The following is a 13,156-nucleotide window of genomic DNA, read 5'->3' on the forward strand; positions in this document are numbered from 1 at the left end:
TAACCTGAAGGCCGCAGGTTCAAATCCTGCCCCCGCAACCAAATCAACAAAAAGCCCGCCTCCGCAAGGAGCGCGGGCTTTTTGCTGTTCATGGTCTCCGGCGGTACAGGTGCCATTCCAGCCCCGCAAACGCATTGCATGGTTTCAGATGCAACGATATGGTTGGCCCAACCGATCAATGATGGTCGCGCCACCTTGAGGGTTGGGGGCGTCGGCCGCGTCTGTGGAGAAAACGGATGTCCAAGAACTTCGCCTCGCACGCCGACCTGGACGAGAAGACCGTCAGCTTCGACAAGCTGTCGGACAACGCCTATGCCTACACGGCGGAGGGCGATCCCAACACCGGCATTGTCATCGGTGACGATGCGGTGATGGTGATCGACACCCAGGCGACGCCGGTGATGGCGCAGGACGTCATCCGCCGCATCCGCGAGGTCACCGACAAGCCGATCCGCCATGTCGTGCTGTCGCATTACCATGCGGTGCGCGTTCTCGGCGCGTCGGGCTACGCGCCGGAGCAGATCATCGCCAGCGAGGACACCCGCGACCTGATCGTCGAGCGCGGCGAGGCTGACATGGCAAGCGAGATCGGCCGCTTCCCCCGCCTGTTCCGCGCCGTCGAATCGGTGCCCGGCCTCACCTGGCCGACCATCACCTTCAGCGGCAAGATGACGATGTGGCTGGGGTCGCTGGAGGTGCAGTTGCTGCAACTCGGCCGTGGCCACAGCAAGGGCGACACGGTGGTGTGGCTGCCGCAGCAGAAAATCCTGTTCTCCGGCGACCTCGTCGAATACGGCGCCACGCCTTATTGCGGCGACGCCTATTTCACCAATTGGCCGGCGACGCTCGATGCCATCGCCGCGCTGAAGCCGGAAAAGCTGGTGCCCGGCCGCGGCGCCGCCCTGACCACGGCGGAGCAGGTGCAGGAAGGGCTGCGCGGCACCCGCGCCTTCACCAGCGAGCTGTTCGAACTGGTGAAGCAGGGCGTGGCCCAGGGCAAGGACCTGCGGACCATCTACAAGGACACCTACGCCGCGTTGAAGCCGAAGTTCAGCCATTGGGTGATCTTCGACCACTGCATGCCCTTCAACGTCACCCGCGCTTATGACGAGGCGACCGGCCACGTCGATCCCCGCATCTGGACCGCCGAGCGCGACATGGAGATGTGGCGCCAGCTGGAGGGCTGACGCCACCGTTTCCAGTCAGGGAGCCAGGATCAGGCGGATATGACGCTTGCGGCCGGCCGACAGGACGGCCGGTGCGGTGAGCGCCGCCGCCTCATCCGTCACCGGCTGGCCATCCAGACGGGCGCCGCCCTCGCGGATCAGGCGTCGCGCTGCGCCCTTGGAGGCCGAGAGGCCGGCCGCCACCAGCGCATCGACCAGCGGCACGCCATCGGTCCCCTCGGCAAGCCGCAGAGTGACTTCCGGCAGACCGTCCCGGTCAGGAGCGAAGGGGCTGCCAGCGGCGGAGGCTGCCCGGTCTGCCTCCTGAGAGCCATGGCACAGGCGGGTGGCCTCCGTCGCCAGGATGATTTTCGCCTCGTTGATCTCGGCGCCTTCCAGCCGCTCCAGCCGGCCGATCTCGTCCAGCGGCAGTTCGGTGAACAGGCGCAGGAAGCGGCCGACGTCGGCATCCTCGGTGTTGCGCCAGAACTGCCAGAAATCGAAGGGCCTCAGCGCGTCGACGTTCAGCCACACCGCACCGCCAGCGGTCTTGCCCATCTTGGTGCCCGACGCGGTGGTCAGCAGCGGCGTGGTCAGGCCGAACAGCTCGCGCCGATCGACCCGGCGGGCCAGCTCGATGCCGTTGACGATGTTGCCCCACTGGTCCGATCCGCCCATCTGCAGCAGACAGCCGTGGCGCCGCGACAGCTCCAGGAAATCATAGGCCTGGAGGATCATGTAGTTGAATTCCAGGAAGGTCAGCGGCTGTTCGCGCTCCATCCGCTGGCGAACCGACTCGAAGCTCAGCATGCGGTTGATGGTGAAATGGCGGCCGACGTCGCGCAGGAAGGGCACGTAGTCGAGCCCGTCCAGCCAGTCGACATTCTCGACCATGACGGCATCAGTGGGGCCGTCCCCGAAGGTCAGATATTGGCCGAAGACACCGCGCAGGCCGGCGGCATTGGCGGCAATCTGCGCATCGTCCAGCATCGGCCGGGTGGTGTCGCGGAAGCTGGGATCGCCGATCCTGGTGGTGCCGCCACCGATCAGGACGATGGGGCGGTTGCCGGTGCGCTGAAGCCAGCGCAGCGCCATGATCGACAGCAGATGCCCGACATGCAGGCTGGCCGCGGTGGCGTCGAAGCCGACATAGGCGGTCAGCACCCCGCCCGGCGCCGCGGCGGCGAGGCCCGACAGGTCGTCGGCCGGGTCGCTGCATTGGTGGAGGAAACCGCGTTCGCGCAGGATGCGCAGGAAGTCGGCGGCACTGGAACTGGTCGGCATCGGGACGTCTCTACGGTTGGCCGGGCCGTCCGGAGACTGTCTCTGTCGCGTGAGAGAACCATGGCCGCCGGACTTGCGACGGCATGGTTTCGGGTATGACCGATCGACGCCGCGCTATGCGAGCGGCGGATAATACATCGGGGTGGTGAGGGCGATGCGGTCGGTCATGGCGGCAGTCCTACCTGGGGATGCCGGAAAGATCCACCCCCATCAGGTCAATGCAGGCCCCCGCTCACCGCCGCCCGAGCATCTGCCGGCGGGCCAGCGCGCGGTGGAGCTGCATGCGCTGGGACACGCTGCGCAGGCGGGGGCTGCGGGCGCCGGGGGCGAACAGCCCGTCCAGATTCCGGCCGAACATTTCCCAGCTGCGCAGCGGGCCGGTGTCGATGTGCAGGAAATGAGAGCGCGGATACCAGCCGACGCCGCCGCGCTTGAGGTCCAGCGCGCTACGGTGCGCGTCGGGCAGGCGCGACGACAGGGTGACATCCAGGGCGCGGCCGAGCAGATGCTGGCTGTGTTCCGCCACCCCCAGGCTGCGGGCGGCGAGCATGGCATTGGTTTCCGGCGTGCGGAAGGCCGACAGGATGGTCGCCTTGGACTGACCCACCGCCTCCAGTATGTCGGCCAGGAAGTCGAGCGTGCCGACGTCGACCGGCCCTTCCTTGTTGGCGTGGTGGTCGCGCAGGAACTTGGCGAGATCGGCCATCGCATCGGGCAGCGGGCCGGAGGCGTCGCGATAGGGGCCGTCGAAGGATTCGCCGGTGTTCTGGTTCTTCAGGCTGAGACGGCGCGGCGCGGCGGGGGCGGCCAGAGCGCGGTCGGACATCAGAACCAGCGCTCCGCACCCGATCAACAGGCTGCGGCGCTTCAAGGACAAGGGCGAGGAGGACATGCTGGCGGTCGATTCCTTCGGCGGGGCACCGTCAGGTCAACAAAATGGCGACCGATTCGCAAATGCAAAGTGGCGATGCATGGCGCGGCTGCATGGGAAGCGGGAGAAGGGGAACGCGAGAGAGCCGGGCTTTCACAGCAGGCGTTGCGCCTTGAAGCTGGTGTGGCGGCCGCCCTTGCCGATCACCAGATGGTCGTGGACGACGAGACCGATGGCGTTGCCGGCGCGGACGATCTCCTTGGTCATCTCGACATCGGCGCGGCTGGGGGTGGGGTCGCCGGAGGGGTGGTTGTGCACCAAAACTACTCTCAACCTCCAGAAGATGGCGGTTTTCCTAGAGTTTGACCGGGTTCTTGCTGAACACCAGCCGATCGCGAACTCTCCATTACTCCCAGGAACGCCGTGTGTCTCCGCTTCTCGAATCACCCTGTGCTTACTCAGGCGAGGAGCATACCTACCGGTTATACGGTAAGCGCAAATCAACACTGGAGAGTAAAGTGCCCGAGAAGGTGAAGTTCACGAAGAGTTTTCTGGATCGGCTTCCCGCGCCGACGGAAGAGCAAGTCGGTCGGGTTGGCTATGTTACTAAGTGGGACTCAGATATCCCAGGCTTTGCGGTGCAGTTGAGGGCAACCGGCGTCATAACGTTCGTCTTGCATTATCGATTCAAAGGCCGGGCACGGAAATGCACTATCGGCCAGTATGGCAAGCTGACCCTTGACCACGCTCGGAACGAAGCGAAGGTGGCATGGGGCAAAATCGCCCGTGGTGATGACCCCGCTGCCGAGAAGCTCGAACGGCGCAGGGCTGGAACGCTAGGAGACCTATTTGACGCCTACTTGGAGGAGTACGTTAAGAAGGGGTGTTCCCTTCAAACTGTCCGCAGTGTCGAACGGGTCCGGCGAATGGTTGGTAAAGAACTATGGTCGAAGCCAATAGCAGAAGTCACGTCCATTGACATAAGGCAGGCGCTACAACCGTTCGAGCGCCAGAGGGGCAACCACAACCTTGTAGTCACCTACATTCGAAGTTCTTGGACGTGGGGTGCCAAATATGGTCGGGTGCCGGATGTTCTTTCCTGTCCAGCCTTGAAGATAGACTTGAAACCGTCAACCCCCCAGAGGCGACGCATTTCAGAGGTCGAGTATGCATCTATTCAGGGCGCGATAGACCAACTTATGCGAAACCGGAGAAATGATCCATCTCGGCTGCTTGCTTGTGCCTTCGTTGTGTACACTGGGTGCCGACCGGTCGAGGCAGTTCGAATTCGGCGAGACAGAGTCTACAAGGATAGGAAGATCATACTTCTTGATGACCACAAGACATACAAGCGGAGCGCAGAACCAAAAGTGTTTCACTTGACACCGGAGGTACTTGACATCGTAGAGCGTGCTGAGAGCTTGCATAACGCCCGTGGTGACGGAGGTGATTATGTCTTTCCAAGACGAGGGCGTTGCACCGCATCCAACTGGCTCGCGAAGACATGGGCGACAGTTCAGCGCGTCGCGAACGTTGATCTTGATCTTCGTCACCTGAGGTCTGGATACATCAACTTGGCATTCAAGAGCGGCTTGTCCGTGGATCATGTGAAGGAGATGACTAAGCATGCCTCCTCTCAAACAATCGAGCGGCACTATCTGGTAGCTATTGACGAAAGGGCTGCCGAGCACTCCAATGTGGTGTCCGGTCTTATCAAAGCAGCAACAAAGATATCTGTGACAGCGTGATTTAACAATAGTGGATAATAGGTCGGTCATCACTATGAGGTGACCGACCTTCCTTTCTTTCATGTCGCCTGTTGCTAATCACCCTGGGCGTCTTGTCAATGCCGTCCGAAACACCCTTGTACACATCCACAAGGTATCTAAGTCTCGCTCGAAGGTCGTAATTGCGAAGGGGTGGCTTGTCGATGACCGGCAGACAACAGGCAGGGTAGGTGAACATGCGCCAGCCGTTGGCCACTGCTCCCTCCAAGGGGGCAGTGGCCGATCCATCAAATCTCGTACAGGAAGCTGCCAGAGGCTTCCCAGGAGCAGGGCAACACTTACCGCATTCTCCTTGCAAAGCTTGGCTAGATGACGCTCCTACGAGCGTCCAGGGGCGTCCTTGCGAAGCTGCTTGCCCGCCTGGAGGATTGCGCCGACGAGTTCGCGGCCCAACCGCTGCTCGGCGTGGGCGCGAAGGGCAACATGGACGGTGGTACCGACCGTGGTGTTAGTGAAGTTCGCCACCAATGCCGCGAGAAGCCGCACCTCTTCGGCTTCTCGCTCGGACGCGAAGCGACAGGCCCAGCGTGGTTCAGCGGTCATGGCGCACCTCTTGGGCAAGGCGTTCGACCGCCTTCGCCACCCGATCCATGAGAGCAACCTGCCGCTCGTGATCGCGGACGAACTTGATGAGGTTCGTGCGGATCAGGTTCATGTCGCCGGAATGCAAGCCCTCCATGATGCGCTTGGCGGGCAGCCCGTGATACAGGTCGAGACCGCACCGCCGGATCAGGTCATGCAGTTCCTGGTCAAGCTCGGCTCCCTCTGGATCATCGAGCGGCGCAGCTTTAGCCTTCTCGGCTTTCCAGGTGAGGACGTCATCGCGATCATCGCGAATTGCGGCGTCAAGCTCAGCCTTCTTCTTGGCGCGCTCACGGGCGGACAGAGCCTCGGCAATAAGGTCGGTCGCGAGCTTGCTCTGCGACATCCCAGTTGTCTTCGCGTGCTTGCGAAGAAGGTCAGCAATCGAATGATCTTGCAGTTGCACAACGTTCGGTGTCAATCAAGTTACCCTCCATATGTCGGACGTGTTGGACTAGTCCGACAAGGTATTTACTTCATCGACGAATTCTTCTGATCGCATAAACGGCTACAACTTCAATAGGTCATGGACAATGCGAACCAAGTGGTTTGCGTTGAACGGCTTGCGGAGCAGCACTAAGCGGTCGGGGGCCTCGGTCGGGTAGACGTAGCTGTATCCGCTCATGTCCAAGATGGGCATGTCAGGACGCTCCGCGCGAACGAGCGCGATCAACTGATTCCCGTCGAGGCGCGGCATCCGGAGGTCGGTGACGAGCAGGTCGGATGGGTCACGTTTCTCCACGGCCAGCGCCTCGTGACCGTCATGAGCGACAGTTACGCGGAAACCCTCCTCACGAAGGGTCTCCGCGACCGTCATGGCGACCAATGCCTCATCGTCCACGACCAGGATGTGGATGCGCTCATAGGACATGACGGAACCTTAAACCCGCAATCAAGAAGTGTCCAATTCACCAACAACCGTTCTACGCGGCAAGTTGAAGAGGGGGAGGCTGAAGCCGCTTCGCCCGCGCCGCTCGGTCGAGTTGCTTCGACAGACCGCAACGCTTGCCAATGATCCGCCCTTGCGCCCATTGGAGAGGGTCCTGCGCCACGGCGCGTGCGCGGACGCGAAGGACGTGGCGCAAGAACACGTCCGGCTGCCCGGGAAGCGTTGTCGCTGGATCGGCCCCCTTTAGGAAGTACGCGGCCAAGGTCCACGTGCGCGGGTGGTAGGTGATCTTGACCACATTGCTGATCCTCTTCCTCGTCCGCTTACCAACTCCCTCGAACACGGCGTCTTTGATTACCTCTTCAAAGCGCTCTCGAAGATGATCCGGAACGTGGAAGGCGATATGAACATGGACGCGCTTGACGAGGTTCGCGATCTCATGCGGTGGGTTCTCCAACACGAAGGCGTGGTGGTTCGGCACCTTGTAGTAGCTGATCCAGTCGCTGAACCGCTTCTTGATCCTGGCCGTGATCCTGATAGCAAAGTGGCATTGGTCAGCAAGTGAACCCGCCCGTGGGTAGTTGGGAAGTAAGTTCAGGATGATTGTCGCATGGGCGGTCATTGAGTACCCTTGATCTTCAGCGAAGGCGAACCCTTCGAAGAAGTTGATAGCATGCTCAGGCGCAATGTTGGTCGATGGAGTTTTGTTCATGTCGTTTGTATTCCTAAATCACAATAGGATTCAACTAGTTAGTACATGTTCCTACCACGGGAAAAATGGCCATGGCGGAAGCGTTAGACGTCTACCTATATGGCCGCATAGTGGCGGAATGCGCTATAAGTTGATACTATTTGACTTGGTTGTGGTTTGGGAGTGCGGATTCCGCATTTTTCCTAGCACCGAACAGCACTTTGCCGTCCTCAGAAGTGCCAGTTAATTAATAGGTATCGACCGAAAGGTGCGGCGACAACCTAACTATAGATTGTTGTATTACCGACATGCACAGCCATTGTGGGCTTGCACTCGCATAACTCAAAATGCGCGCTGTCGAACGTGCTGGGGCTGCTAACCATCACGTTCGTCAGGGACGGATTGCAGGGACTGAATAATAGCCGTCTTTCATTCAAATATAGGCTCCAGCGAAGTACAAGTTTGGTTGCCACGCACACGTTCAGTGAGTTGGCTATTTTTCAATCAACTATTGCTTGGTTTCCATGCGCTGGCGGAGTAATCAACCCAATCATGCTCCGGTGGTAGTGAACTGCTTTTTCTTTGGTTTTCACCTCCCCTGATTATTCGCATATTAGACGGCCAATGCAATCCCGTTACGACTCGACCTTTGATGGGGATTATATGGTCAACGTGATAAGGCTCTCCTTGCTCAAGTGAAATCTCCCGTGCTCTTTCTTCTAGCGCGCGTATTTCATCCCATTGGCGTGCTGAAATGGGCATTTGTGCAATGATTTTGCTGCGTGAGGAAACGCTTCTATTGTTCTGCTCTCTGTATTTCTGATAGTTTTCTTTCCTCCAACGCACTTGGTATTCATAGTGCCCCCCTTTTGAAGCATGGCTTTTAGCCGAAGATTCTATTTGACACTGCCTGCATCCGCCATTTTTTGTGTAGCGTGCATCAAAATGCCCATTTTTACATGGAACACCGGTGTAGAATAAAGTTTCCCCTACAGATAACGCTTCGGTTTTGGAGTTTGGCAGCGAACTCAAGTCCGCCACTTCTCTTTTCGTCCTCATTTGCTCACTTCCCAGTTAATGAAATTTTTCCCACTCGCCGCTAGCGGGCATGCTATAGGAAGACTGCACCAAAAAGAGAGTGTTCGTCAAACCCGAGTATCTTTGTCCAGTGTCTTTCCATCATCATCTTCAATCTGTTGATAAAATACATGCCTCGCGGCCTTGTCTTCATAGCGTACACCCATACAAGACGGTCTGATGAGACACCTCGACATAGGATTGGTATGTCTTATTTGGGTTGACTCTGGAATTGCGAGACATCATAAGGAAAGGGTCTAGAGCCAAACAAGACAGCGGGAGGACGGCATGGCGGTCTATGGGTACGCCCGAGTCAGCCACTCGGATCAGGATCACACGGTGCAGGTCGAAGCCCTGAGGGCCGCTGGTTGCGACGTGATCCGTGCCGAAAAGGTCAGCGGTACCAGCCGCAACGGGCGTGACGAGTTGAACACGTTGATGCAGTTCGTGCGCGAGGGCGACACGCTCATGGTCACTCGTATTGACCGGCTTGCCCGGTCCATCGGTGACCTTCAGGACATCGTTCGCGAGTTGAAGGCGAAGGGCGTGGCGCTGAAGGCGACCGAACAACCCATCGACACCAGCACCGCCGCCGGAAAAGCCTTCCTGGACATGCTGGGCGTCTTCGCCGAGTTCGAGACGAACTTGCGCAAGGAGCGTCAGCTTGAAGGGATCGCCAAGGCAAAGGCAGAAGGGGTCTATAAAGGCCGCCCGCCCGCGATCAGCATGGAGGAGGTTCGCAAGCTGAAGGCTGACGGGCTTGGCGGCTCTGAGATCGCCAAGCGTCTGGGAATCAGTCGTGCCAGCGTCTACCGCCTCCTTGGAGACGCATGACCGTCCGGTGTGTTCCCGCAGCCTTGGGAGGGCGGTCAACGATAACACCATTCGGAAAGCCTGCAAGGCTGCTTTCAAGAAGTGCCTTAGGGTATAGCGTGCCGTGTCGTCCGACACGGCAGCCTGTCATTCGCCTAGTGGAAGCACCAGTTGATTGCGGTTTTTCCTTTCAGCCTGATCAAGTTGAGGAATCAGAGTCTGTAGCGTGGCGAGTGCGGAGTTCCATCCAGCCATATTGTTTCCGTTGATGTCCTGTATTGAATTGCCTAGATCAGTTGCCGCTTTGGCGGCATCATCCCTAAGCTTTTGATCACATTCGATTGGAAATCTTGTTAGCAGAGCGTCGTGGGCTTCAACGATCTTCTGAATGTCCCGTTGGTTCTTCGTGCCTGCATTATTAATGGACGACGGTCCTGTCTTTCTTCGTATTGCAATTTCTTTCGCTTCATTGAGTTGAGCAATGACTGCCTTCAGGCGATCGCCGTCCTCTTGAGCGTTGCTGCGGCTGATGATTATACGGACCATCTTCTTGACTGAAGTCGCCAATACGACCGTCCAAACAGAAATAACAAACCCGCCGAGCGTTAAAAAAAAGCCGCCCCATGAAAGTGTCCAATTCGCCGCGCTTGTCCAGAAATCAACCTCTTCTTGTCCGCTCATTATCGTTATCTCTTAACAATAATTATGATCAATTGACGTCTGAAGTATTTCAGTGACCTGTTGCCGACTGAGGTTGAAGCGTTGTTCTCGTGGGATTCTTTTCCACTCATTCCTCATGCGTTGATAAATCTCACGCATCGGCCTATGTGAATTCCAATATCCCTCCCGCGACATCGGTAGGTAGTCGAATCTCTTCAACCTTTCCACTGTGAAAGCGGCAAATGACATGAACTTGGTCTCGCTGTTGCCATCGTACCCTGCGAACTTAGTCCATGGATATTGGCTAGCATCAAAATCCTTGTACTCTTCCAATGCCCTGTTTAGCGCATCGAACATGTCGAAGGTATCCCACACCTCCAAAGTTTCTTCTTTGGTCATCACATCGTTGCCGTCATAGATGTGATTCACATTCCATGAGTAAAGCATCTCGTACCCTCGCTCCAGGGACTCTCTCTGGACTGCAAGTTCATCCGCTTCGTCAGGATACAATGCCTCAAGGATTCTGAGCTGATTTATCAGGAAATACCGCTCTAACCGGCTCAGCTTGAATTCATCTTCAGGCATCTGGGAAATCCTCTTTGTGGGTTACTTCATTTGGGGTACATTTTGACCAATCTACCGTGGCGATGTCAACCGACCGCAGGTCTTTGGTTGGTTGAAGTCCTTTTCAAACTTGCATGATGAGCGTTCCCCCATTTTTGGTCCAACGGGCGTAGTGCGCTATGCCCGTGCCCTACGTGCGCCCTCCGCCTCGGGTAGCAACGTGCTCATCCGCTTAGCCTCAGCGAGTGGCGTGCGGGCCGGAAACTGCATCAGGCATACCGTCCCGCCGTTGCCCTCGCCGTGGCGTATCTCTACTTGCCCGATAAGCTGGGTGGTTAAGCCTTGGATCATCCGATGACTAAGCCCGTACCCTGTGGCGGGGTAGTTGGATCGAAGCCGACGTCATCGTCCGCCACGCTCAGCACGAAGTTGCCGCCGTCGTGCTGGAAGCGGATCGTGATGGTGCCGGGACGCTCGTTTGGGAAGGCGAAGTTGAAGGTGTTGTTGAGCCCTTCCGTAACGATGAGGTTCACCGTGACCGCTTGATCCCGTGGGAGTTTGGCAGCCCCCACGTCTATGTCGAACGGGATGGGGCAGAGCTTCTGTCAGATAACGCCTGTTGTGTAATCATGCTTTTTACAGGTTTTTTGCTGATGTGGGCTTGCGAGTGTTCTTGGTAATCCACGCTTCAAGAACGTATGGCTTGTATCTCACCACCCGACCCATCTTAATATACGACGGACCATTACCAGAGATACGCCATTTCACCAGCGTGTTGGGGTGAACGCCTAATAGATCGGCAGCCTTCTTCGTGCAGAGCAGAGACATAGTTGAACTCCAGTGGGTCGTGATCTTAACCTTGTCATGGCGGGAGTTGCTTTCACTCCTTGCCACACCCTGTAGGTATCGACATGACGATGCGCCGACCACCAGAATCCTGTGGATAACTTATTCTTCGGTTCCAGTCGCCTAACCCAATGGGCAAGGCTACCGCTCACCTGTTGCTTACTCTTTAGAGCGCAGGTCCATAAGCAACTGAATCGGCGGCGGAAAATGGCTTGACGCGGTTATGCACCAGGATCACGGCCGCCGCCGACAGCTCCAGCGCCCGCTTCACCACCTCGCGCGGATAGACGGGGGTGTGGTCGATGGTGCCGCGCTGCTGCACCTCGTCGGCGATCAGCTTGTTCTTGCGGTCGAGGAACAGCAGGCGGAACTGCTCCGTCGGTTCATGCGCCATGGCGGCGGCGCAATAGTCGATCAGCGCCTGCCAGGAGGCGAGCACCGGCTGGTCGATCACCCGCTGCTGCAGGGCGCGCAGGGCCGCCGCCCCGACGATGCGCACGGTGGCGACGGCATTGTCGGTGCCGAGAGACACGCCCTCCGCCTTCAGGCCGCGCAGCCGTTCGGGCGGAGCGTTAACCACTCCCCACAGGTCGCCGAAGGTGCGGATCAGCAGCTTGGCCAGCGGTTTCACGTCGCGCCGCGGGCTGGCGGCGAACAGCACCATCTCCAGCAGCTCGTAATCCTCCAGCGCGTCGGCGCCGCGGTCGAGGAAGCGGCGGCGCAGCCGGTTGCGGTGGTCGAGGTAATGGGGATCGCCGTCCTCCGTCCCGTCCTCCGCCCCGCTGTCCGCGGCGGGGGATGGGGAGCCGGTGGCGGCATTGGCGGCGGCATTGGAGGCGGTATCGATCCGGGACGACAGCAGGTCCGGGAGGGGCAGGAGGCCGGCGGTCAGGCCGGCGTCGTCCATCTGCGCGCCGCCGTCCTTGCCCGCCGTTCCGCGCGCCTTCCGGCCGCGTCCCCCCGAAGCTTGTCCTGCCGTCCTGTGTCCTGCCATCGGTCATCGCCATGCATCTGTATGGAGACAACTATAGCGTCTGAACGCGCGAGCGCACAGGGGTCGCGCTCGCGCGGATGAGGAAAGCCGTGGGTCGCCCCTGGTTCAGTCGGCGAGGCCGTGCTGTTCGCTTCCCCGGCCGGGCAGCATGCGGGTCAGCACGTTGTCGCGGCGGACGAAGTGGTGCCACAGGGCCGCCGCCGCGTGCAGAGCGGCGAGCGCCAGGATCAGGTTGGCACCAAGCTCGTGGATCTCCTTCACCGAGCGGCCCAGCGTGCGGTCGGCCTCGACGGGGGAGGGGATGGTGAACAGGCCGAAGAAGGACAGCGTGTCGCCACGCAGCCAGGTCAGCACCACGCCGACCAGCGGAATGCCCAGCATCAGGAGGTAGAGCCCGAGATGGACGGCCTGGGAGGCGCCGCGTTCGACCGGCGTCATCTCCGGCGGCAGGGCGGGCGTGCCGCGGGTGAAGCGCAGGCCGATCCGCGCCAGCACCAGCCCCAACAGCAACAGGCCGAAGGAGATGTGCAGCCACCAGATCGTGGCGCGCATCGGATGACCGCGTTCATAGAAGTCCTCGCCGAAGGTCAGCAGATAGACGCCGACGATCAGAAGGGCGATCAGCCAGTGCAGGGTTTTCTGGGTTGCGCTGTAGGTGTTGGGCATCGGACGGACTCCTGTGGAAAGGCGGCGTTGATCGCGCCTCCATTCAGGCGGTGATGTTCAGGGTGCGGCCCCGGTTGGGGTCGGCGGGCAGGCTGGGAGCGGACCCGCGCGACTCGGTGGCCTGGGCGGCGGCGCTCTCGCGGGTGTCGTTGTCCCGGTCGCCGTCGCTGTCGATCCCGGTGGGGGCCGGCGGGGTTGCCGGGCGGCTCTGCAGCGGCGACGGCATCGACGGCAGGGAGGCGGAGGACGTGGCGGACAGCATTGGC

16 protein-coding genes and 1 pseudogene are annotated in these 13,156 nt (G+C 59.5%); 3 read left to right on the forward strand and 14 right to left on the reverse strand.

Annotated features, from left to right (window positions below; translation table 11 throughout):
• Positions 1 to 236: 236 nt before the first annotated feature.
• Positions 237 to 1,187 (forward strand): MBL fold metallo-hydrolase, encoded by a 951-nt coding sequence (locus TSH20_RS13665; RefSeq protein ID WP_109075260.1) that lies wholly within the window; start codon positions 237 to 239, stop codon positions 1,185 to 1,187.
• A 15-nt stretch (positions 1,188 to 1,202) separates the two neighbouring features.
• Here TSH20_RS13665 and tyrS read toward each other — a convergent pair whose 3' ends face one another.
• From tyrS to TSH20_RS13680, 3 genes and pseudogenes are all read right to left on the reverse strand, one after another.
• Positions 1,203 to 2,450, reverse strand: coding sequence for a tyrosine--tRNA ligase (tyrS, locus tag TSH20_RS13670; RefSeq protein WP_109075261.1), 1,248 nt, complete (start codon positions 2,448 to 2,450; stop codon positions 1,203 to 1,205).
• 232 nt (positions 2,451 to 2,682) lie between these two features.
• Positions 2,683 to 3,276: a DUF882 domain-containing protein gene (locus TSH20_RS13675; RefSeq protein WP_247871117.1), complete on the reverse strand. Its 594-nt coding sequence runs from the start codon at positions 3,274 to 3,276 to the stop codon at positions 2,683 to 2,685.
• A gap of 198 nt (positions 3,277 to 3,474) precedes the next feature.
• Positions 3,475 to 3,648: pseudogene (locus TSH20_RS13680) on the reverse strand (JAB domain-containing protein); the annotation flags it as partial.
• A 191-nt stretch (positions 3,649 to 3,839) separates the two neighbouring features.
• Here TSH20_RS13680 and TSH20_RS13685 point away from each other — a divergent pair.
• A complete protein-coding gene (locus tag TSH20_RS13685) occupies positions 3,840 to 5,069 on the forward strand; it encodes an integrase family protein (RefSeq protein WP_158281993.1) in 1,230 nt (409 codons plus the stop codon).
• Between the two features lie 357 nt (positions 5,070 to 5,426).
• Here the strand turns inward: TSH20_RS13685 and TSH20_RS13690 are convergent, their stop codons facing one another.
• The 5 genes from TSH20_RS13690 to TSH20_RS34625 form a co-directional block, all read right to left on the reverse strand.
• A complete protein-coding gene (locus tag TSH20_RS13690; RefSeq protein WP_109075264.1) occupies positions 5,427 to 5,651 on the reverse strand; it encodes a hypothetical protein in 225 nt (74 codons plus the stop codon).
• Positions 5,641 to 6,036: a hypothetical protein gene (locus TSH20_RS13695; RefSeq protein WP_109075265.1), complete on the reverse strand. Its 396-nt coding sequence runs from the start codon at positions 6,034 to 6,036 to the stop codon at positions 5,641 to 5,643. Before TSH20_RS13695 ends, TSH20_RS13690 begins: the two co-directional genes overlap by 11 nt.
• 162 nt (positions 6,037 to 6,198) lie before the next feature.
• A complete protein-coding gene (locus TSH20_RS13700) occupies positions 6,199 to 6,561 on the reverse strand; it encodes a response regulator (protein WP_109075266.1) in 363 nt (120 codons plus the stop codon).
• A gap of 52 nt (positions 6,562 to 6,613) precedes the next feature.
• Positions 6,614 to 7,291, reverse strand: a complete 678-nt coding sequence (locus TSH20_RS13705; protein WP_109075267.1) for a hypothetical protein — start codon at positions 7,289 to 7,291, stop codon at positions 6,614 to 6,616.
• 483 nt (positions 7,292 to 7,774) lie between these two features.
• On the reverse strand, positions 7,775 to 8,302 hold the full coding sequence (locus TSH20_RS34625; RefSeq protein ID WP_146205325.1) for a hypothetical protein: 528 nt from the start codon (positions 8,300 to 8,302) through the stop codon (positions 7,775 to 7,777).
• Positions 8,303 to 8,635: 333 nt separating this feature from the next.
• On the opposite strand from TSH20_RS34625, the gene TSH20_RS13710 reads away from it, so the two are divergent.
• The gene (locus TSH20_RS13710; protein ID WP_109075268.1) at positions 8,636 to 9,181 is read left to right on the forward strand and encodes a recombinase family protein; all 546 of its coding nucleotides are present in this window, start codon (positions 8,636 to 8,638) and stop codon (positions 9,179 to 9,181) included.
• Between the two features lie 126 nt (positions 9,182 to 9,307).
• On the opposite strand, the gene TSH20_RS34630 is transcribed toward TSH20_RS13710, so the two are convergent.
• The 6 genes from TSH20_RS34630 to TSH20_RS13740 form a co-directional block, all read right to left on the reverse strand.
• A complete protein-coding gene (locus TSH20_RS34630; protein ID WP_146205326.1) occupies positions 9,308 to 9,841 on the reverse strand; it encodes a hypothetical protein in 534 nt (177 codons plus the stop codon).
• Between the two features lie 12 nt (positions 9,842 to 9,853).
• Positions 9,854 to 10,405: a YfbU family protein gene (locus TSH20_RS13715; protein ID WP_109075269.1), complete on the reverse strand. Its 552-nt coding sequence runs from the start codon at positions 10,403 to 10,405 to the stop codon at positions 9,854 to 9,856.
• Between the two features lie 326 nt (positions 10,406 to 10,731).
• A complete protein-coding gene (locus tag TSH20_RS13720; protein ID WP_282183572.1) occupies positions 10,732 to 10,956 on the reverse strand; it encodes an ATP-binding protein in 225 nt (74 codons plus the stop codon).
• Positions 10,957 to 11,396: 440 nt separating this feature from the next.
• On the reverse strand, positions 11,397 to 12,137 hold the full coding sequence (radC, locus tag TSH20_RS13730; protein WP_247871118.1) for a DNA repair protein RadC: 741 nt from the start codon (positions 12,135 to 12,137) through the stop codon (positions 11,397 to 11,399).
• Between the two features lie 192 nt (positions 12,138 to 12,329).
• Positions 12,330 to 12,890, reverse strand: coding sequence for a cytochrome b (locus TSH20_RS13735; protein ID WP_109075272.1), 561 nt, complete (start codon positions 12,888 to 12,890; stop codon positions 12,330 to 12,332).
• Positions 12,891 to 12,933: 43 nt separating this feature from the next.
• On the reverse strand, positions 12,934 to 13,152 hold the full coding sequence (locus TSH20_RS13740; protein WP_109075273.1) for a hypothetical protein: 219 nt from the start codon (positions 13,150 to 13,152) through the stop codon (positions 12,934 to 12,936).
• Positions 13,153 to 13,156 lie beyond the last annotated feature (4 nt).

This window comes from Azospirillum sp. TSH20 (assembly GCF_003115935.1).
GTDB lineage: Bacteria > Pseudomonadota > Alphaproteobacteria > Azospirillales > Azospirillaceae > Azospirillum.